Source organism: Flavobacterium sp. RSB2_4_14, assembly GCF_051547085.1.
Classification (GTDB): domain Bacteria; phylum Bacteroidota; class Bacteroidia; order Flavobacteriales; family Flavobacteriaceae; genus Flavobacterium.
The window spans coordinates 1,285,744-1,305,180 of record NZ_JBPTTL010000001.1; the positions used below are offsets into that span (position 1 = coordinate 1,285,744).

Consider the following 19,437-nt stretch of genomic DNA (forward strand, 5'->3'; position numbering starts at 1 on the left):
ATTTAAAATTTAAAGTTATAAGTAATTCCTGGAACAATACCAAAAATGGATAAACGTGTAGCTTCGTTGGCACCGGTGGTTTCATTTTGACCAAAAGAAATGGAAGCAGCATTTTTTCTGGAATAAAGATTGTAGATACTAAAAACCCATTCGCCTTGCCATTTCTTTTTCTTGTCTTGTTTAGGAACAAGGGTTGCAGAAATATCTAAATGGTGATAGGCAGGAAGTCTGTCGGCGTTTCGTAAACCATAGCTCGGAATAAGAATACCTTGATATTCATATTGTCCGTTAGGATACGTTACCGGTTGGCCACTTTGTAAAACAAAATTAGCGCCAAATGTCCATTTTTTACTGTAGTTATAAGAACTTGTAATAGACAAATTATGCAATTTATCATAAGCAGAACTATACCATTGTCCTTGATTTATACCTGTTTCAGAAGCGTTTCTTCCAGGTGTTCGTTGCTCTGACCTTGACAAAGTATAAGCAATCCAACCATTTAATTTTCCTATGTTTTTGCGTAATAAAAGTTCTAATCCATAGGCACGCATTTCACCATTTAATATTACTTGTTCAATGGCTTCGTTGGCAATTAAATCAGCACCGTCAATGTAATCAATACGGTTTTTTATCTTCTTATAAAAAGTTTCGATTTCTAATGAATAGTTATCCTCGTTAAAGTTTTTGAAAAACCCCAAAGCTACTTGATCTAAAATTTGAGGTCGAATGTAGTTGTCACTTGCTGTCCAAATGTCAAGAGGCGTTGGAGATGCAGTATTAGAAATCAATTGTAAGTATTGTGTCATGCGATTATAGCTTGCCTTCACCGATTGGTTTTCGTTCAATTGATAGGCTAATGCAAAACGAGGTTCGAGATTATCGTAACTTTTTATAACTTCATTAGTTCCGTAATATTCAGTGCGGATAGGAGTTCCTTTTTCATATATCTGTAGTTCCTGATTAAACACGACTGCTTGGTTGTTTTCGTAGAAATCAACATTTGAACTTCCCAAACGATAAAACAAACTATATCTCAAACCATAGGAGAGCGATAAATCTTTGGTTATTTTTTGTTCAGCATCAATGTAGATAGAAGGTTCAAAAGCATACTTTTTATCTAATTGTTTAAAATTTATAGCAGATGTAGCATTAGAAGGTTCAATCGTTCCTGGGTTAAAGTCATAATAAATACCACTTACACCATAATTCAATTTCACATTATTGGATATGTAGTGTTTGAAATCATATTTTAAATTATAATTTTTAATACCAGAATTCCATTGGAAACCAACAAAATCTAAATCAAGACCATAGTAATAATCGCTATAAATGGTAGAAAGATTGGAGAATAGTTTGTCAGAAAATAAATGATTCCAACGCAAGTTCAGTGTGGCGTTCCCATAGATATTTACAAAAGTGTCGTTCAAACTAAAAACATCTCTACCAAAATATCCTGAGAGATATACATTATTGTTTTCATTGAATTTATAATTCAATTTGGTATTCAAATCATAAAAATAAGCTGCATTTTTATTGTTACTTAATTTTAAAAATAAATGCACATAAGATGCTCGTCCAGCCAATAAAAATGAACCTTTGTCTTTCACTATTGGTCCTTCGGCCAGTAATCTACTCGATACAATTCCTATTCCTCCACTCATGTGAAAGTCGTTACTATTTCCTTCCTTTTGATATACATCCAACACTGAAGAAACTCTTCCGCCATAACGAGCTGGAATACCTCCTTTGTACAACTTTAAATCTTTAATAGCATCAGGATTGAATACCGAGAAAAAGCCAAAAACGTGAGAGGAATTGAAAATTGTAGCTTCGTCTAGCAAAATAAGATTTTGATCTGCACCACCACCACGAACATTAAAGCCAGATTGTCCTTCGCCCGCATTTGTTACTCCAGGCAACGTTAAAAGTGCTCTAATAATGTCAACTTCGCCAAGTACTACAGGTATTTTTTTGATAGTACTTATGCTAAGTTTGTTCACACTCATTTCAGCTTTTCTCGTGTTAGTTGCTGTTTTTTCAGTGATAATTACTTCATCTAGTTGTTCACCTGTTTCCAGTAATGAAAAATTCTTTTTTGTTGTATTGTTTAGAACTATAGTTTCAACTAAAGTTTCATAACCTACATAAGTGATTTGAATGGTATAATTTCCTTTTGGTATAGTTATTGAATAAAACCCATATTCATTAGTGACTACTCCAGCTTTAATTTCTGGAATAAAAAGATTGACACCAATAAGTGTTTCGTTATTTTTAATATCAGAAATAGTACCACTAAGGGTAACTTTCTCTTGCGAAAAGGAATATAAAGAAAGTAAAAGAAATAATAAAAGCGTTATTTTTTTTGGCATTTAAGTATTGATTTTTATTGGTTTAAACATTTGCGTGCAAATATCGTATTAACTTGTATGATAAATTGTTAAGCTTTGGTTAATTGTAAAGATTTTATTGAATGATTTTAAATACTTTTACAACGTTTTAAATTAAAAAAATGAAATTTTTAATACCATTTTTTGTCTTTTTATTAATCTCTTTTTCTGGTTATTCTCAGTTTGAAATGCCAAAAAAGACTCTCAAAATCGCTCCTATTTCTAATAGTTCTGGGCAAATATCACCTACTTCATCCAGAGAAATAAAATATCCAAGTATTTTTGATAAAAAAGATAAATTATTAGGAGGCGTTTCTTTAATCAACAAAAAACCAGAAGATGAACCTAGTATAATGGAAAAGGAAAGTTTTGCCGATCCTTCCAAAATTTATACGGATAAAATGAATAAAAATGATGGGCAAATTCTAGAAAAATTTAAAAGTGATAGTTTTCTTGGTGAGTTTAAAACAGGTACAAAGATTATCAGTATCGCCTGTCGAGACCACGAAGCTCCAGACGGCGATGTGGTGAGAATTTGGCTCAATGATAAAATTGTTGTTAATGCCATTTTACTAGAAGTAGAATTTAAAGAAGTTTTTTTAGACTTAAACGAGGGTTTTAATAAAATTGAAATAGAGGCATTAAATCAAGGAGAATCAGGTCCAAATACAGCTCAGTTTGTTATTTACGATGAAAAGAAGGGAATGATAACCACTAACAAATGGAATTTAACTACCGGTGTAAAAGCGAAGATGATTATTCTTAAAACGGATGGAGAATTACAAAAGCAATAAAAAAGCGTCCCGAATTTCGGGACGCTTTTGTATGTATAATTTGAATAGTATGTTATCCTAATTTGGTATCCAAATTTTCTTTAATAGCTGCCAAAAATCCTTCAGTAGTTAAATAATCAGCACTAGTTAATCCTTCAGGTTTTACTAACATAGCCAAGTCTTTAGTCATTTTTCCACTTTCTACTGTTTCGATACAAACTTGTTCTAATGTCAAACAAAAATCAATTAACGCCTGATTTCCGTCTAGTTTTCCTCTGTGTTCTAAACCCCTTGTCCATGCAAAGATAGATGCAATCGGATTAGTAGAAGTAGCTCTTCCTTTTTGGTGTTCTCTGTAGTGACGTGTAACGGTTCCGTGTGCTGCTTCTGCTTCCACTGTTTTGCCATCAGGAGTTACCAGTACAGAAGTCATTAGTCCAAGTGAACCAAATCCTTGTGCAACAGTATCCGATTGTACATCGCCATCATAGTTTTTACAAGCCCAAACAAATCCACCATTCCATTTCATGCACGAAGCTACCATATCATCAATAAGTCGGTGTTCGTATATCATTCCGTTTGCTTCAAAATCTGATTTGTAAGTAGTTTGATATACTTCTTCAAAGATGTCTTTGAAACGACCATCATAGGCTTTTAAGATGGTATTTTTTGTTGAAAGATATAACGGCCACTTTTTTGTTAATGCCATTTGGAAAGAAGAATGGGCAAAACCATAAATACTTTCGTCAGTATTGTACATTGCCATAGCAACGCCATCACCTTCAAAATCATAAACGTCCCAAGTTTTAGTTTCTCCAGATTCATTGGTAAAACTCATCGTCAGTTTTCCTTTTCCTTTTATAACAGTATCGGTTGCTTTGTACTGGTCTCCAAAAGCGTGACGTCCAATAACGATTGGTTTTGTCCAACCTTGAACATAACGAGGTACATTACTCATAATAATTGGTTCACGAAAAACAGTTCCTCCAACGATATTACGGATGGTTCCATTTGGTGATTTCCACATTTTAGAAAGGTTGAATTCTTTTACACGCTCTTCGTCAGGAGTGATGGTAGCACATTTGATACCCACATTGTATTTTTTTATAGCTTCAGCTGAGTCAATAGTAATTTGATCTTTTGTAGCTTCTCTACTTTCAATTCCTAAATCATAATATTTGATATCCAAATCAAGGTAAGGAAGAATTAATTGTTCTTTAATGAAGCTCCAAATAATTCGTGTCATTTCATCGCCATCCAATTCTACTACTGGATTAGCTACTTTAATTTTAGCCATATTGTTGTTGTTTGTTTAATAATAATTTTAGCGGAAGCAAATATAATTAATATGATAGAAATTCCTTTTTTTACTTCAACGAAATCGATTGAATTATGAAATTATTATTTTAAGGTTTTATAAATAGGAATATCATAATTATAAGTCTTATTTTTTGTCATAAAAAAAGTCCTCTCGTTTTTATTTCAACGAGAGGACAATTTTTATTCTTAGAAAGTGAAGAATTATCTTCTTCTTTCTTTAATTTTTGCTTTTTTACCAGTAAGTTCTCTGAAGTAGTAAATACGTGCTCTACGAACTTTACCTCTTTGGTTTACTTCTACTTTTTGCAAAGCTGGCATGTTTACTGGGAAGATACGCTCTACTCCAACAGCACCAGACATTTTACGAATTGTAAAAGTTTCAGTTATTCCTGAACCTTTTCTTTGAATAACAACTCCTTTGAAAAACTGAGTTCTAGTTTTTTCACCCTCTTTAATTTCGTAGAACACAGTGATAGTATCACCAGCTCCGAATGCAGGGAAATCTTTTTTTGTTGATAATTCGTTATTTACGAAATCTACTAAATTTGCCATTTTTATAATTATTATGGTTTAAATCTGAATAACATTCACGGTTTTCGCCAGAGGTTAATCAAATGTGGGTGCAAATTTAAATAAAAAAGTTTAGAAAAAGTTTAAAAGTTTAGAAAAAGTTTAAAGTTGTTATTTGCTTAAACAATTTAAACCACAATGAGACATATTAAACTATTCGTTTAATAAATCAGGCCTTCTATTCTTTGTATGTTCATACGCCATGTCTTCGCGCCATTTGTCAATTTTTGCAAAGTGACCACTCGTCAAAACCTCAGGAACTTTCCACCCTTTATAATCAGCAGGACGAGTATATATAGGACCTGAGAGTAATCCATCTTGAAAACTATCTGTTAATGCTGAAGTTTCATCACTCAAAACACCTGGAATTAGTCTAATAATGGCATCGCAAAAAACGATTGCACCAATTTCTCCTCCAGAAAGCACATAATCGCCAATGGAAATTTCTTTTGTTATTAAATGATCTCGAACACGTTGATCAACTCCTTTATAGTGACCACAAAGAATGATAACATTTTCTAACATCGACATGGAATTTGCCATTTTTTGGTTCAAGGTTTCGCCGTCGGGAGACATGTAGATGATTTCGTCGTAGTGTCGCTGACTTTTTAAATGTGCAATACAATCATCAATGGGTTGAATATTCATCACCATTCCAGCGCCACCACCAAATGGGTAGTCGTCAACACTTTTTTGCTTGTTGGTAGTGTAATCTCTCAAATTATGAAAATGCACTTCCACCAATCCTTTTTCGATAGCGCGTTTCATGATAGACGCTTCAAAAGGACTTCGCATCAATTCAGGTAATATGGTGATAATATCTATTCGCATTGGGCAAAGATAAATATTATTTTTTTGTAGCTTCGATGGAAAACACCATTGGAATTTTATTGCCTAAATGTTTTATTCTAAATTTTCCTTTTTCAAATTCTTCGGTTTGATTAAAGCAATTATATGGAGAATATTCGTATTCATTAAAACAATTTATCTCTAACCCATCATTAATTAAAGAATTCAAAATTTCAGAAATAGGATGATTCCAACCAATTGTTTGTTCAGAAATTTGAGCAATTTTATCAGCATACGTTCCTTCTTCATTCTCAATAATTGGTTCAATATTAAAATAACTATAAAACACTTCCTTAAAATCGTTGTCATACATCCAAACAACGGGATGAAAATCGGCCATTATAAATTTACCTTTGGGTTTTAAAAAATGAGAAACTACATTTGCCCATTTTGTTAAATCAGGTAACCAACCAACAGTTCCGTAACTTGTAAAAACAATGTCAAATTTTTCGTCAAGATGTTTTGGCGTATCATAAATATCACAGCAAATAAAAGTGGTATCAAGATTTAGTTTTTCCGAAAACGCTTTTGCTCTTTCTATAGCTTTGTCTGATAAATCTATTCCGGTAGCTTTTGCACCCATTCTAGAAAATGTCATCGTGTCTTGCCCAAAATGACATTGAAGATGTAGTATTTTTTTATCTTTTACATCACCCAAAAGCAAAAGTTCAATGGCATTTAAAGTTGACTTACCTTCCAAAAAACTTTTGTTATCATAAAACTCAGACTCTATATGGATATCTGTTTTATTGTTCCAAGTTTGCTTATTTATGTTGATATAATCTTGATTTTCCATAATTTAAAATTTAATATTTCAAATGTAGTTTTTATGTAAATAGGAACAATTTAAATTTTGTAAATTTGCACCAGATTTAAAAACTCAAAAAATGGAAAACGGAATATATGCTAAATTCAACACCACAAAAGGTACGATTTTAGTAAAATTAACACACGATTTAACACCAGGAACAGTTGGGAACTTTGTAGGATTGGCAGAAGGTCAATTAGAAAATTCGGCAAAACCAATGGGAAAACCCTATTATGATGGATTAAAATTCCACAGAGTAATTCCTGATTTTATGATACAAGGTGGTTGCCCACAAGGAATTGGAACAGGTGGTCCAGGATATAATTTTGATGATGAATTTCATGTTGATTTAAGACATGATAAACCAGGCGTTTTGTCAATGGCAAATGCTGGTCCAGGAAGTAATGGTTCGCAGTTTTTTATTACTCATGTACCCACAACTTGGTTGGATGACAAACATACTGTTTTTGGTCATGTAGTCGAAGGTCAAGACATAGTCAATGAAGTGGCACAAGGCGATATTATTGAAAGTCTTGAAATTATCAGAGTAGGTGAGGAAGCTCAAAAATGGAATGCTATTGAGTCTTTCAGAACTTTTGAAGGTTCGAGACAAAAAAGAATTGAAGAAGCCAAAAAACAAGCTGAAGCCGCTATGGAAAAATTAGCTGCTGGATTTGATAAAACCGATAGCGGTTTGCGTTATCAATTCATTCAAAAAGGAAACGGAAAGCAAGCTGAAAAAGGGAAAACAGTTTCTGTTCACTACCAAGGTTCATTGGATAACGGAAAAGTTTTTGATAGCTCATATCCACGTAAAAAACCTATCGAATTTAAATTAGGTCAAGGTCAAGTGATTGAAGGTTGGGACGAAGGAATCGCGTTATTAAAAGTGGGTGATAAAGCAAGATTTGTTATTCCGTCTTATTTAGGATATGGTTCCAGTGGTGCTGGCGGTGTAATTCCACCCGATGCTACTTTAATTTTTGATGTAGAATTGATGGATGTAAAATAGTTAACTTAATTTTTGATTAGGATACAATCCCAACAGGTTACTGTTGGGATTTTTTTTTACATTTACTTTTATCAAAATTAAATTTTATGAAAAAAACAATTCTCTCAGCATTAGTTATTTTTATTCTTGTATCGTGTAAGTCTAAAAAAGTAGTAACGGAAAATAAAACTGAAATTGAAGTAACTTCAGCAGTTTCAAGTGAAATAAGTATGGCTGACATGATAGCTCAAGGGGAAACATTATATACCAATAAATGTGGTAACTGCCACGCTTTGCCAAAAGTAAAAGAACACTCACCTGAAAATTGGAAACCAATATTATTGCGAATGCAAAAAGAGGCTGGGTTATCAGATAAAGAAAGAGAATATGTTTATAATTATATAGTAATGCAGTAAAAGTTCTCCATAAATCGCCTTGTGTTTTATAGAAATTATTCTTTTTTATTTCAATTTCTTTTTTCAAACAGTTTACAAATATTTGTTAAACTTAATTTGTCTATAATTTAATCTCGTAAGTTTGTTTAAGTATTTAACAAAATAATTAAACAAATAAAAAAATTATGAAATCAATTAAAGTATTAGCAGTTGCGTTAGTAGCAACTTTAGGAAGTTTTAGTGCACAAGCACAAGGAACAAAAACAATTGTTGAAAATGCTGTTGGATCTAAAGATCACACAACATTAGTAGCAGCTGTTAAAGCGGCTGAATTAGTGGATGTATTGTCAAGTAAAGGTCCGTTTACTGTTTTCGCACCAACTAACGAAGCATTTGCAAAATTACCAAAAGGAACAGTTGAAACTTTATTAAAGCCAGAGAACAAAGCTACTTTACAAGCTGTTTTAACTTACCATGTTGTTGCTGGAAATCTTGATAGCAAAGCGGTAGTTGAAGCTATTACAAAAGGAAAAGGAAGCGTTACTTTAACTACTGTACAAGGTGGAAAATTAGTAGCATCACTTTCCGGAAAAAATGTAATTTTAACAGATGAAAAAGGTAACAAATCAACTATCACTGCTGTTGATATTACATCTTCAAATGGTGTAATTCACGTTATAGACACTGTAGTTTTACCAAAATCTTAATTTGAATAATTAGCATTCAAAATTAAAAAACTCGTATCGTATTAAAACGATACGAGTTTTTTTATTTTATTAAAATGCTATTTTAAACCGTAAAACCATTAGGTAAAACAGCTCCTTTTTTTACCACTATTATACCATCTCGAATAGTATACAATTCAGTATTGGTATCTTCCAAATGTTTTCCTCCATTGAGACGAACATCATTTCCAATTCTACAATTTTTATCTACAATAGTATTACTTATAAAGCATCGCTCACCAATACCAATGTTTATAATTCCATGAATATTGTTGTTTCTTATTTCATCAATGTTTTGATAATAATCGTTACCCATTAAATAAGAGTCGATAATTGTGGAACCATATCCAATTCTGCTTCTTATTCCGACTACAGAATGTTCTACGGTTACACCATTTATAATACAACCCTCAGCCACAATAGACTTATCAATGGTAGATGCGCCAGTTATTTTTGATGGTGGCAAAACCCTTGCACGAGTATAAATTTTACTCGAATTATCAAACAAATTGAACTTTGGAATATCATCTGTCAATCCCAAATTAGCTTCAAAAAACGAGTCGATATTTCCAATGTCTGTCCAATATCCTTCATATTGGTAACTCAATATTTTATGCTTCCCGATAGCTTGAGGAATAATTTCTTTTCCAAAATCTTTGGTGTCTGGATTTTTCATTAATTCTACCAACAATTCTCTATTGAAAATATAAATTCCCATTGAAGCCAAGTAAAGTTTACCTTCCGCTTTTGATTCATCGCTTACTTCAGAAGTCCATTCTGGTAACAGACTAACGTTTGGTTTTTCAATAAAAGAAGTAATAAAATTTTCAGAATCTGTTTTCAGAATTCCAAATTCAGGAGCTTCTTTAGCATTGACAGGTAAAGTGGCTATAGAAATAGCAGCACCACTATCATGATGTGCTTTGATCATTTCGTTGAAATCCATTTGATATAATTGATCACCCGATAAAATCAAGGCATAATCAAATTCATGGTTCATAAAATGATGCATACATTGTCTTACTGCGTCAGCAGTTCCTTGAAACCAAGTGACATTATTGGGTGTTTGTTCAGCAGCCAAAATATCCACAAAGGCAGTGCTAAAATGACTAAAGTGATACGTGTTTTTGATGTGTTGATTCAATGAAGCCGAATTGAATTGTGTCAATACAAACATTCTTTTTATATCAGAATTGATACAATTGGAAATTGGAATATCCACTAATCTGTATTTTCCAGCTATTGGAACGGCTGGTTTTGAACGACTCTCTGTCAGTGGTGCTAATCTGGAACCTTGTCCGCCACCAAGAATAATGGCTAATGTGCTTTTGTTTATCATTTTTTTATCGTTTTAAGGAATACAAAAACTCCTCAATTACTATTATTTTTTTTTGGGCAACTATTCCGCCTTCCACTCCCGCTTTTTTATCTTTTCAAAAAAAGAAAAGATAAAAAGAGCTCCGTTCAAGTCGGGTTGCATTCGTCTGTCTTGAATCGGAAATCTTCAGTTATCAATTTGTAATCTTCAAAGATAAATTTGTAATCTTCAAACATAAAATTGTAATCTTCAAACATAAATTTGTAATCTTCAGTTATCAATTTGTAATCTTCAAAGATAAATTTGTAATCTTCAAAGATAAATTTGTAATCTTCAAACATAAATTTGTAATCTCCAATTATAAATTTGTAGTATTCAAACATAAATTTGTAATCTTCAAACATAAATTTGTAATCTCCAATTATAAATTTGTAGTATTCAAATATAAATTTGTTATCTTCAAATATAAATTTGTAATCTCCAATTATAAATTTCTAATATTTAATCATTAATTCCTAATATCACGCTTTTTCTTTTTCAAAATTAGCAATAACTTCTGAATAATAGTTGAATGTAGTTCTGGCAATTGATTCCCAGCTAAATTTTTCTAAAACTTTTTCTCTTCCTGCTTTTCCCATTTTTGTAGCTAGTATTTCATCATATAGTAATACATTTATTTTAGCTGCGAAATCTTTCTGAAAAGCTTCAGGATATTTTGGGTTGAAATCGGTTCGAGAAACACTTTCTAACGGAATCAAATACCCAGTTTCGCCTTCTACTATAATTTCGGGAATGCCTCCAACAGCACTTCCTACAACGGGTGTTTCACAAGACATCGCTTCGAGATTAATTATGCCAAAAGGTTCATAAAGTGATGGACATGCAAAAACACGAGCATGACTATATAAAACTTTTATTTTTTCTCGTGGAAGCATTTCTGAAATTAAAATTACACCATCGCGTTGCGATGTTAATTCAGCAATTAATTCTTCGGTTTCTTTGGCTATTTCTGGTGTATCTGGCGCACCAGCACAAAGTACAATTTGACAATTTTTGTTGAAATATTTCGCAGCCGAAATCAGTTGTGAAATTCCTTTTTGGCGTGTAATTCTGCCTACGAAAAGCACAAAAGGAATAGTTGGATTAATTCCTAATTCTAGCAACAAATCAGTATCAAAAGTAGGTTTGTAAAACTCAGGATCAATACCATTATGTATAACAGTTACTTTTTCTGGAGCAACGCCATAAGCTTCAATCACATCGGTTTTCATTTGTTCACTCACAGCTATAATTCCATCGGCAGTATTATAAGCATGGTTTTCAATCCATCTTGATAGAAAATAGCCGTTACCAAGTTGTTCCACTTTCCATGGACGATGTGTTTCTAAACTGTGTGTAGTTAATATTAATGGCGACTGCAACAACTCTCTCGTAAATATTCCAGCCAAATGCGTATACCAAGTATGGCAATGAATGACATCAGCTTCTAAAGTGTTTTGTGACATTTCCACATTGCGACTTAAATTTTGAAACATTTTGATGTGTGGATTTGTGGCATCTTCCATCTTGTTCAAAGAAGGTTGAATCCCAAGTACATTTAGTTGGGCCGTTTCTTCCATTTGATTACCAAAACAACGCACTTCCACTTTAGCTAATTTTTTTAATTCTTGGCTAAGAAAATCAATGTGAACGCCTGCACCACCGTATATATTTGGAGGAAATTCATTGGTAAAAAGAGCTATTTTCATATAATATTTTAGTTGTATGATTTCTACATCTTAAAAGTATAAAATATTATTCTTAAAATTCTTATTTAAACCTATATAATAACTATACATTAGTATTTGTTTCTTTATTTTTGAATTAAAATCACAAATTAAATGGAAAAAATGCCCAAAGAACCGTTGAAATGGGAAGATTTTGAGAAAGTTGAAATGCGAGTGGGAACAATCATCGAAGCGAATGATTTCCCTGAAGCAAGAAAATCTGCATTTCAATTAACCATTGATTTTGGTAATGAAATGGGTATAAAAAAATCTTCGGCACAAATCACTAAACGGTACACAAAAGAAAGTTTATTAGGAAAACAAATCATTGCTGTTGTCAATTTTCCAAAGAAACAAATTGGCAATTTTAAGAGCGAATGTTTGGTGTTGGGTTCCGTAAATGATGAAGATATTGTATTGTTGACTTCGGATTTTAAAGTTGAAAATGGATTGCGGATTGGTTAAGATTTTTTAAATTTTTTTATCACACTCATAATTAAATTGAAGATTGACAATACAATAAAAACGATAGTGATGTAAAAAGAAATTTTCAATCCCAGCAACTTGTCTCTGTCAGGATTATTGATGTTTAAGTTTAAAATCCAAACCCAAAACACTAAACTCAAACTATGGAAAACAATTCCGTGTTTGTCAACAAAGTCGGTGAATGACTTTATAAAGTTCGCTAATTTTTGCATAGAAGTTGGTTAATTTAAAAAAAGCCCAAAAAAAATTAATGTTGGGCTTTGTTTTTTGAATTAAATATCGTCAAAATCAATATCAGTAAAACTTTTATCAATTTTAGAAGGTTCTAGATTTTCTGTTTCAGAAGGATATTCTTTTTTGAAATCTTTTTGGTGTCTTTCCGAAATTACTTCTTCTCCTTTGTGGTTTAAAACATAAGCAGTCATTTCGCCTAAAATTTCAGTGAAAGCCGCAAAATCTTCTTTGTATAAATAGATTTTATGTTTTTTGAAATGAAATGAACCATCTTCTTCGGTGAATTTTTTACTTTCGGTAATAGTAATGTAATAATCGTCAGCTTTGGTAGCTCTCACATCAAAGAAATAGGTTCTTCTTCCGGCTCTTAAAACTTTAGAAAAAATCTCATCTTTTTCTAACATATCATTTTCTCTCATAATTCTTTCGGTCAATAATTAGTGTTTCTATACAGTTCAAAAATGATAATTTTTTTGTTACGAAACAACAATTAATTTAATTCTTTTTCCGAAAGTTGTTTCAAATACAACTCAGCATAATACCCTTTTTGGTTTACTAATTGATTATGAGAACCTTCTTGTATGATTTGTCCTTCTTCAATAATGATAATTTTGTCTGCATTTTTTGCTGAGGAAACTCTGTGACTAACAATTATGGTGGTTTTGTCTTTCGAAATTTCGAGTAAGTTATTCAGAATTTGTTCTTCGGTATCGGTATCAACTGCCGATAGACAGTCGTCAAACAATAATATTTGAGGATTTTTTATAATCGCTCTCGCAATAGAAACTCGTTGTTTTTGTCCACCAGAAAGTGTTATACCTCTTTCGCCTAGAATAGTTTCGTATTTGTTTTTGAAATGAACAATGTTATTATGAACAACTGCTTTTTTTGCAGCATTAAATACCTCTTCATCGGTGGCGTTTTCTTTACCAAATTTGATGTTATTCTTAATAGTGTCAGAGAAAAGGAAAGCGTCTTGAGGCACAATTCCAATGCTGTTGCGCAAATCGTTTAAATTAACTTCGTCTATCTTTTTTCCATCTATAGTGATGCTTCCTTCTTTGATGTCATATAAACGTGTTATTAAGGATAAAATACTTGATTTTCCTGCGCCAGTTTTGCCGAGAATAGCCAAAGTTTCTCCTTTTTTTACCTTAAAAGAAATGTTTTTTAATGCGGTGATTTCGGTATCTTCATAAGTAAAACTTACGTTTTTGAATTCTATCTCGCCATGAATAATGGAGTTCTCTGTAGCTTTATTTTTGATTTCGGGTTCAATTTTCAGGAATTCATTAATGCGTTTTTGTGAAGCTTCTGCTTCTTGAACCAACGAGGAAACCCAGCCGATAGATGCCACAGGCCAAGTTAACATATTGACATATAAAATAAACTCTGCAATAGTTCCAATACTTTTTATGGTACCATCGATGTACATCAATCCACCAAAATAAATCACCACTAAGTTACTCACACCAATAAGCGCTATCATTAAAGGACCAAAAAGTGATTGCACTTTAGCCAAACTCATGCTTTTGGTTTTGCTTTCTTGTGCTAAATCAACAATATTGTTCTGAAATTGTTTTTCTAGCGCATAAGCTTTAACCACTCTGATACCTGAAAAAATCTCTTGAGTAAAACTAGAAACTTTAGATAAATATTGTTGAAAAATGGTACTCCGGATATTGATTTCTTTACTCAATTTGAAAATGATAAAAGACAAAATAGGTAACGGTAATATGGTATAAAGTGTCAGCAGCGGCGAAACATTATACATGTAAATGATTACCACCGTAAAGCGAATGAATGTGTTGATAGTATACATGACAGCTGGACCAACATACATGCGGACTTTGCCCACATCTTCACTGATTCTGTTCATTAAATCACCTGTTCTATTTCGTTTGTAAAAGTTTTGGTCTAAAACTTCATAATGTTGAAACACTTCATTTTTTAAATCAAACTCCACGTGACGTGACATTACAATTAAGGTTTGGCGCATCAAGAACGTTAAAATTCCCGCAATCAATGTGGTGCCAACTATCCAAAATATATTATGAATGAGTTCGGTTTTGATGACATCGCTACTCAAATCGTTTTTGTGAAAATTTTCAATCACTTGAAAAGACTTACTCACTAGTTTTGGAGTGAAAAGCGAAAAGATTTGTGCTACAATAGTGATGAAAATCCCTAGTAAAAAATGGAATTTATATTTGATGAAATATTTATTTAAATACTGAAGTTCTTTCATGTTTTATTATCAGAATTGGGCTTAAATACTTGTTTTATGTTAAAATTATTGATTATTATTAAATTATGCTATTCTCGATATAAATCAATTTTATTAACAATTTGCTAATTTTATTTGGGTTTTGTGCGATTAATTGAATTTAGTTATATTTTTGTGTTGACTTTTTGAAAAAGTCTTAATCAATAGTATTCAAATATGACTTCAGAAATTATCACACCCGCTGAATTAAAAAAAATGGATCCAGTTTTTGGTCAAATCTCTTTTGATAACCACGAACAAATTGTTTTTTGTAACGACAAAGATACAGGATTAAAAGCAATTATTGGTATTCATAATACTGTAATGGGACCAGCACTTGGTGGCACTAGAATGTGGAAATATGCAAACGAATGGGAAGCATTAAACGATGTTTTGCGTTTGTCTCGCGGAATGACTTATAAATCAGCCATTACAGGGTTAAACCTTGGTGGTGGAAAAGCGGTTATCATTGGCGATTCTAAAGTGGATAAAACACCAGAGATGATTACTAAATTTGGTGAATATGTAAACTCACTAAGCGGAAAATATATTACTGCCGAAGATGTAGGAACAACTACTGAAGACATGGATAGAATTCATGAAGTAACCAATTTTGTTACTGGAATTTCTGAGACAATAGGTGGATCTGGAAATCCTTCGCCTGTAACAGCTTATGGCGTTTATATGGGGATGAAAGCTGCCGCTAAATACCAATTTGGTACAGATAATTTAGCCGGTAAAAAAGTACTAGTACAAGGAACAGGTCATGTAGGTGAAACACTTATTAGCTATTTGACAAAAGAAGGTGCTATAGTTTTTGTATCTGATATTCATCAAGACAAAATGGAAAATATGGTGGCAAAGTATGGCGCTAAAATTTTCATGGGAAGTGATTTGTACAGTGCAGATGTTGATATTTATTCACCATGTGCATTGGGTGCAACCATAAATGACGATACTGTTTACAGAATAAATGCTAAAGTTATTGCTGGTGCTGCCAACAATCAATTAGCGGTTGAAGCTATTCATGGTCAAATTTTAAAAGAAAGAGGTATTGCTTATGCTCCTGATTTCTTGATAAACGCTGGTGGAATTATTAATGTATATGGCGAAATTGCAAAATATGATAAAGCAGAAGCCATGAGAAGAACAGAAAATATTTATAATACTACTTTAGAGATTTTCCATTTTGCAGATGTTAATAATATGACTACACAGTTTGCCGCTATGCAAATTGCTCAAAATAGAATTGACCAACGAAAAAAAGAAAACGCAAATAAATAATAGTAGATTTTAAAATAGTACTATTTTTGCAGAGCGAAAGGTTTCTTTCGCTCTGTTAATTTTAAAAAGTTCTTACAAGGTGTTAAACAGAAGACATATTCGAGTGAAAGTGATGCAATCCATTTATGCCATGCATCAAAAAAGTTCTGACGATATTGAAAAGGAAGAAAAATTTTTACGTCAAAGTATTGATAACATCAATGATTTGTACCTGATAATGTTAACTTCTTTAACCGAAATCAGAAAAAAAGAAATTGTTTTTTTAGAAGCTTCCAGTAAAAAACATTTAGCCACACCTGAAGAAAAAAATCCAAATAAGAAATTTGTAAACAATGCAGTTCTTCTACTATTAGAGGAAAATAATTCATTGAATGCTGCTTTGGAGAAAAGAAAAATCAACAATTGGTCTATGAATGATGACTATATTTTGATTTTACTCAGTGAAGTGAAGAAAAGTGATTTATACCAAAACTATATGAGTAGCAAAACTTCTTCTTTTGAGGAAGATAAACGATTTGTTATTGACATGTTTACGGAGTTAATTGCGCCAAATGAAAAGCTTTACGAATATCTAGAAGATGATAAACTCACTTGGATTGATGATATTCCGTTAGTAAATACTCAAATTTTAAAACAGTTAACTCAAATTTCTGAAAAATCAGAATTTAAGGTTTCAAAGCTCTATAAAGACGAGGAAGATAAAGAGTTTGTGAGTTTGTTATTCAGAAAAACTGTTTTAAATGAATTAGATTTAGCCAAAGAATATATTGATAAAACACCCAATTGGGATGCAGAGCGAATAGCAGAAATAGACACCATTATTTTAAAAATGGCCATTTGCGAATTTTTAAAATTCCCTTCAATTCCTGTAAAAGTGACTATAAATGAATACTTAGAAATTGCTAAAGAATATTCTACCCCAAAAAGCAGTATTTTTATCAACGGAATTTTAGATAATTTAGTCAAGGAATTTCAAACTCAAAATAAAATTTTAAAAACCGGAAGAGGTTTGATGTAATTTCAAAAGAATATGAAAAAAATAATTTTACTATATGTTTCAACACTATTTGTTTTAACGACTTCGTGTAAAAAGGAAGCTGTAAGTCCTGTAGCAGGGCAAATTGATGAAAATGTTGTAGCACCAGAAGCAACACAAACGCCGGCAGTATCGTTAGAAGAAGCACCGACTCCTCCACCTGCTGATGGAAAATATCCTGTATTCACTTTTGAAACTATCGAACACGATTTTGGGACTATTACACAAGGTGATAAAGTGAGTTATGATTTTAAATTTAAAAATACTGGAGAAGCAGATTTAATAATTACAGATGCCAAAGGTTCTTGTGGTTGTACCGTTCCTGACTATCCTAAAACACCCATTAAACCAGGTGAAGACGGGATAATAAAAGTGTCTTTTGACTCGACTGGAAAAATAGGGTTGAATTCAAAATCAGTAACGCTTACTTGTAATATCAAGGAAGGAAAGAAAATTATACTAATCAAAGCGAATATCGAACCTTCGCAAAAAACTAAATAAATAATTATTATGGGACAATTAGGTCAATTTTTACCGTTTTTATTAATGTTTGTGGTTATCTATTTCTTTATGATTAGACCACAACAAAAGAAAATCAAACAAGAAAAAGAATTTGAATCAGCGCTAAAAGTAGGCGATAAAATCATCACCAAAAGTGGTTTCCACGGAAAAATAGCAGAGCTTACAGAAACAGCTGCCGTTATTGAAACCATGTCAGGAAAGTTGAAAATAGAGCGTTCTGCTATTTCTTTAGAGTTGACAGCAGCAATGAATAAGAAAGCTTAGGTTTTATAAATTCAAAAAAATAAATTCCAAATTCCAATTATACAATCGGAATTTGGAATTTTTGTATTTTTTCTAATCGTATTATTTTTTCTTTTTATCCTTTGCTTTTTTGGTAAAATCAGTTGTTGCCGTTAGTTGTGCTATTTTCACAATAACATCTACTGCTTTTTGCATGCTTTCTACGGGAACGTATTCATATTTCCCATGGAAGTTGTGTCCTCCAGCAAAAATATTAGGACATGGTAATCCCATATAAGATAATCTACAACCATCTGTACCACCACGAATAGGTTTTATCAAAGGTTTTATTCCTAAGGATTTCATTGCTTTTTCGGCTAAATCTACAATAAACATTACTGGTACTACTTTCTCTTTCATGTTGTAATATTGGTCTTTGATTTCCGTAATTACAATATCTTCACCAAATTGTTTTTTATATTCTTTATTGAATTTCTTAGTGATTTTATGAATCAACTCTTTTCTTTTGGTGAATTTTTTCATGTCGTGGTCACGAATGATTAATTCCAATTTGGTCTCTTCAATACTGCCTTGCAATTGCGTTACATGGAAAAAACCTTCGTAACCTTTCGTTTCTTGTGGTGTTTCGCCTTTTGGTAATTCGTTGATGAAATCGGTAGCAATTAACATGGAGTTGATCATTTTTCCTTTGGCATAACCAGGATGAACAGATTTTCCTTTGAAAGTAATTTTTACTCCAGCCGCATTAAAGTTTTCATATTCCAATTCGCCTATCTGACTTCCGTCCATGGTGTATGCCCATTCGGCACCAAATTTTTCTACATCAAATAAGTCCGCACCACGACCTATTTCTTCATCAGGTGTGAAACAAACTCTAATTTTTCCGTGTTTGATTTCAGGATTTTGAATAAGAAATTCCATGGCCGTCATGATTTCGGTAATGCCCGCTTTGTCATCAGCACCAAGAAGTGTTAAACCGTTTGTTGTAATTAAGGTTTGTCCTTTGTATTGCAATAAATCTTTGAAATAACTTGGCGATAAAACGATATTATGTTCCTCGTTCAAGATAATATCGCCTCCATCATAATTAGGAATGACTTGTGGTTTTACATCTTTTCCTGTAAAATCGGGTGTAGTATCAAAGTGTGATACAAAACCGATAGTGGGTACATGATGCTCCACATTTGACGGCAAGGTTGCCATAACATAACCATGCTTATCCATAGTAACCTCTTTCATGCCAATGGCTTTGAGTTCAGTCACTAATTTTTTTGCTAAATCAAATTGTTTTTTGGTGCTTGGTGTGGTTTCAGAATTGGGATCCGATTCGGTATCAATAGTGACATAGCTTATAAAGCGGTCGATGATGTGTTGCATAGTTTTTCGTTTTTTCAAAGATAATTAATTTATGAATTATATGATAAACTTTATGGATTGTAAGTTCTTAATTTTAGTTGTTTAAAA

At 32.3% G+C, this 19,437-nt stretch carries 21 protein-coding genes; 9 read left to right on the top strand and 12 right to left on the bottom strand.

Features of this window, described 5'->3' with window-relative positions:
• Positions 1-2: 2 nt before the first annotated feature.
• The gene (locus tag ACSVH2_RS05825; RefSeq protein WP_438092202.1) at positions 3-2,369 is read right to left on the bottom strand and encodes a TonB-dependent receptor; all 2,367 of its coding nucleotides are present in this window, start codon (positions 2,367-2,369) and stop codon (positions 3-5) included.
• Between the two features lie 140 nt (positions 2,370-2,509).
• Here ACSVH2_RS05825 and ACSVH2_RS05830 point away from each other — a divergent pair, with 140 nt between their 5' ends.
• Positions 2,510-3,181: a hypothetical protein gene (locus ACSVH2_RS05830; protein WP_438092203.1), complete on the top strand. Its 672-nt coding sequence runs from the start codon at positions 2,510-2,512 to the stop codon at positions 3,179-3,181.
• A 52-nt stretch (positions 3,182-3,233) separates the two neighbouring features.
• Here the strand turns inward: ACSVH2_RS05830 and ACSVH2_RS05835 are convergent, their stop codons facing one another.
• The 4 genes from ACSVH2_RS05835 to ACSVH2_RS05850 form a co-directional block, all read right to left on the bottom strand.
• Complete coding sequence (locus ACSVH2_RS05835) at positions 3,234-4,457, bottom strand: NADP-dependent isocitrate dehydrogenase (RefSeq protein WP_438092204.1); 1,224 nt, start codon at positions 4,455-4,457, stop codon at positions 3,234-3,236.
• Between the two features lie 224 nt (positions 4,458-4,681).
• Complete coding sequence (gene rplS, locus ACSVH2_RS05840; RefSeq protein ID WP_438092205.1) at positions 4,682-5,032, bottom strand: 50S ribosomal protein L19; 351 nt, start codon at positions 5,030-5,032, stop codon at positions 4,682-4,684.
• 171 nt (positions 5,033-5,203) lie between these two features.
• Positions 5,204-5,881 (bottom strand): tRNA (guanosine(37)-N1)-methyltransferase TrmD, encoded by a 678-nt coding sequence (trmD, locus tag ACSVH2_RS05845; protein ID WP_438092206.1) that lies wholly within the window; start codon positions 5,879-5,881, stop codon positions 5,204-5,206.
• Between the two features lie 16 nt (positions 5,882-5,897).
• Positions 5,898-6,695, bottom strand: a complete 798-nt coding sequence (locus tag ACSVH2_RS05850) for a class I SAM-dependent methyltransferase (protein ID WP_438092207.1) — start codon at positions 6,693-6,695, stop codon at positions 5,898-5,900.
• Positions 6,696-6,786: 91 nt separating this feature from the next.
• Between ACSVH2_RS05850 and ACSVH2_RS05855 the strand changes: the two genes are divergently transcribed.
• The 3 genes from ACSVH2_RS05855 (at position 6,787) to ACSVH2_RS05865 (ending at position 8,800) form a co-directional block, all read left to right on the top strand.
• On the top strand, positions 6,787-7,719 hold the full coding sequence (locus ACSVH2_RS05855; protein ID WP_438092208.1) for a peptidylprolyl isomerase: 933 nt from the start codon (positions 6,787-6,789) through the stop codon (positions 7,717-7,719).
• Positions 7,720-7,805: 86 nt separating this feature from the next.
• On the top strand, positions 7,806-8,114 hold the full coding sequence (locus ACSVH2_RS05860; RefSeq protein ID WP_438092209.1) for a hypothetical protein: 309 nt from the start codon (positions 7,806-7,808) through the stop codon (positions 8,112-8,114).
• A gap of 164 nt (positions 8,115-8,278) precedes the next feature.
• Positions 8,279-8,800, top strand: a complete 522-nt coding sequence (locus ACSVH2_RS05865; protein ID WP_438092210.1) for a fasciclin domain-containing protein — start codon at positions 8,279-8,281, stop codon at positions 8,798-8,800.
• An 82-nt stretch (positions 8,801-8,882) separates the two neighbouring features.
• On the opposite strand, the gene ACSVH2_RS05870 is transcribed toward ACSVH2_RS05865, so the two are convergent.
• The 3 genes from ACSVH2_RS05870 to glgA form a co-directional block, all read right to left on the bottom strand.
• On the bottom strand, positions 8,883-10,157 hold the full coding sequence (locus ACSVH2_RS05870; RefSeq protein ID WP_438092211.1) for a glucose-1-phosphate adenylyltransferase: 1,275 nt from the start codon (positions 10,155-10,157) through the stop codon (positions 8,883-8,885).
• Between the two features lie 125 nt (positions 10,158-10,282).
• Entirely contained in the window at positions 10,283-10,519 is a 237-nt protein-coding gene (locus tag ACSVH2_RS05875) for a hypothetical protein (protein WP_438092212.1), read from the bottom strand.
• A gap of 138 nt (positions 10,520-10,657) precedes the next feature.
• Positions 10,658-11,884: a glycogen synthase gene (gene glgA, locus ACSVH2_RS05880; protein ID WP_438092213.1), complete on the bottom strand. Its 1,227-nt coding sequence runs from the start codon at positions 11,882-11,884 to the stop codon at positions 10,658-10,660.
• Positions 11,885-12,016: 132 nt separating this feature from the next.
• Between glgA and ACSVH2_RS05885 the strand changes: the two genes are divergently transcribed.
• Positions 12,017-12,367 (top strand): tRNA-binding protein, encoded by a 351-nt coding sequence (locus tag ACSVH2_RS05885; RefSeq protein ID WP_438092214.1) that lies wholly within the window; start codon positions 12,017-12,019, stop codon positions 12,365-12,367.
• Here the strand turns inward: ACSVH2_RS05885 and ACSVH2_RS05890 are convergent.
• The 3 genes from ACSVH2_RS05890 to ACSVH2_RS05900 form a co-directional block, all read right to left on the bottom strand.
• Positions 12,364-12,600: a hypothetical protein gene (locus ACSVH2_RS05890; RefSeq protein WP_438092215.1), complete on the bottom strand. Its 237-nt coding sequence runs from the start codon at positions 12,598-12,600 to the stop codon at positions 12,364-12,366. The genes ACSVH2_RS05885 and ACSVH2_RS05890 overlap by 4 nt on opposite strands.
• Before the next feature lie 60 nt (positions 12,601-12,660).
• On the bottom strand, positions 12,661-13,041 hold the full coding sequence (locus ACSVH2_RS05895; protein WP_438092268.1) for a PUR family DNA/RNA-binding protein: 381 nt from the start codon (positions 13,039-13,041) through the stop codon (positions 12,661-12,663).
• A gap of 71 nt (positions 13,042-13,112) precedes the next feature.
• Complete coding sequence (locus ACSVH2_RS05900) at positions 13,113-14,870, bottom strand: ABC transporter ATP-binding protein (RefSeq protein ID WP_438092216.1); 1,758 nt, start codon at positions 14,868-14,870, stop codon at positions 13,113-13,115.
• A 195-nt stretch (positions 14,871-15,065) separates the two neighbouring features.
• Between ACSVH2_RS05900 and ACSVH2_RS05905 the strand changes: the two genes are divergently transcribed.
• The 4 genes from ACSVH2_RS05905 (at position 15,066) to yajC (ending at position 17,994) form a co-directional block, all read left to right on the top strand.
• Positions 15,066-16,172, top strand: a complete 1,107-nt coding sequence (locus ACSVH2_RS05905; protein WP_438092217.1) for a Glu/Leu/Phe/Val family dehydrogenase — start codon at positions 15,066-15,068, stop codon at positions 16,170-16,172.
• A gap of 112 nt (positions 16,173-16,284) precedes the next feature.
• Complete coding sequence (gene nusB, locus ACSVH2_RS05910) at positions 16,285-17,190, top strand: transcription antitermination factor NusB (protein WP_438092269.1); 906 nt, start codon at positions 16,285-16,287, stop codon at positions 17,188-17,190.
• Positions 17,191-17,202: 12 nt separating this feature from the next.
• Positions 17,203-17,709 (top strand): DUF1573 domain-containing protein, encoded by a 507-nt coding sequence (locus ACSVH2_RS05915; RefSeq protein WP_438092218.1) that lies wholly within the window; start codon positions 17,203-17,205, stop codon positions 17,707-17,709.
• A 9-nt stretch (positions 17,710-17,718) separates the two neighbouring features.
• The gene (gene yajC / locus ACSVH2_RS05920) at positions 17,719-17,994 is read left to right on the top strand and encodes a preprotein translocase subunit YajC (protein WP_438092219.1); all 276 of its coding nucleotides are present in this window, start codon (positions 17,719-17,721) and stop codon (positions 17,992-17,994) included.
• An 81-nt stretch (positions 17,995-18,075) separates the two neighbouring features.
• Here yajC and pepT read toward each other — a convergent pair whose 3' ends face one another.
• Complete coding sequence (gene pepT, locus ACSVH2_RS05925; RefSeq protein ID WP_438092220.1) at positions 18,076-19,350, bottom strand: peptidase T; 1,275 nt, start codon at positions 19,348-19,350, stop codon at positions 18,076-18,078.
• Between the last annotated feature and the right edge of the window lie 87 nt (positions 19,351-19,437).

Excerpts from the sequence above, each read along its gene's own strand:
- ACSVH2_RS05830 (WP_438092203.1), top strand. The coding sequence starts at position 2,510 with ATGAAATTTTTAATACCATTTTTTGTCTTTTTATTAATCTCTTTTTCT.
- ACSVH2_RS05890 (WP_438092215.1), bottom strand. The coding sequence starts at position 12,600 with ATGCAAAAATTAGCGAACTTTATAAAGTCATTCACCGACTTTGTTGAC.
- ACSVH2_RS05895 (WP_438092268.1), bottom strand. The coding sequence starts at position 13,041 with ATGAGAGAAAATGATATGTTAGAAAAAGATGAGATTTTTTCTAAAGTT.
- ACSVH2_RS05865 (WP_438092210.1), top strand. The coding sequence starts at position 8,279 with ATGAAATCAATTAAAGTATTAGCAGTTGCGTTAGTAGCAACTTTAGGA.
- ACSVH2_RS05900 (WP_438092216.1), bottom strand. The coding sequence starts at position 14,870 with ATGAAAGAACTTCAGTATTTAAATAAATATTTCATCAAATATAAATTC.
- ACSVH2_RS05905 (WP_438092217.1), top strand. The coding sequence starts at position 15,066 with ATGACTTCAGAAATTATCACACCCGCTGAATTAAAAAAAATGGATCCA.
- ACSVH2_RS05915 (WP_438092218.1), top strand. The coding sequence starts at position 17,203 with ATGAAAAAAATAATTTTACTATATGTTTCAACACTATTTGTTTTAACG.
- glgA (WP_438092213.1), bottom strand. The coding sequence starts at position 11,884 with ATGAAAATAGCTCTTTTTACCAATGAATTTCCTCCAAATATATACGGT.
- ACSVH2_RS05875 (WP_438092212.1), bottom strand. The coding sequence starts at position 10,519 with ATGTTTGAATACTACAAATTTATAATTGGAGATTACAAATTTATGTTT.
- rplS (WP_438092205.1), bottom strand. The coding sequence starts at position 5,032 with ATGGCAAATTTAGTAGATTTCGTAAATAACGAATTATCAACAAAAAAA.
- ACSVH2_RS05835 (WP_438092204.1), bottom strand. The coding sequence starts at position 4,457 with ATGGCTAAAATTAAAGTAGCTAATCCAGTAGTAGAATTGGATGGCGAT.
- ACSVH2_RS05825 (WP_438092202.1), bottom strand. The coding sequence starts at position 2,369 with ATGCCAAAAAAAATAACGCTTTTATTATTTCTTTTACTTTCTTTATAT.
- yajC (WP_438092219.1), top strand. The coding sequence starts at position 17,719 with ATGGGACAATTAGGTCAATTTTTACCGTTTTTATTAATGTTTGTGGTT.
- ACSVH2_RS05870 (WP_438092211.1), bottom strand. The coding sequence starts at position 10,157 with ATGATAAACAAAAGCACATTAGCCATTATTCTTGGTGGCGGACAAGGT.
- pepT (WP_438092220.1), bottom strand. The coding sequence starts at position 19,350 with ATGCAACACATCATCGACCGCTTTATAAGCTATGTCACTATTGATACC.
- ACSVH2_RS05855 (WP_438092208.1), top strand. The coding sequence starts at position 6,787 with ATGGAAAACGGAATATATGCTAAATTCAACACCACAAAAGGTACGATT.
- trmD (WP_438092206.1), bottom strand. The coding sequence starts at position 5,881 with ATGCGAATAGATATTATCACCATATTACCTGAATTGATGCGAAGTCCT.
- ACSVH2_RS05850 (WP_438092207.1), bottom strand. The coding sequence starts at position 6,695 with ATGGAAAATCAAGATTATATCAACATAAATAAGCAAACTTGGAACAAT.
- nusB (WP_438092269.1), top strand. The coding sequence starts at position 16,285 with ATGCAATCCATTTATGCCATGCATCAAAAAAGTTCTGACGATATTGAA.
- ACSVH2_RS05860 (WP_438092209.1), top strand. The coding sequence starts at position 7,806 with ATGAAAAAAACAATTCTCTCAGCATTAGTTATTTTTATTCTTGTATCG.
- ACSVH2_RS05885 (WP_438092214.1), top strand. The coding sequence starts at position 12,017 with ATGGAAAAAATGCCCAAAGAACCGTTGAAATGGGAAGATTTTGAGAAA.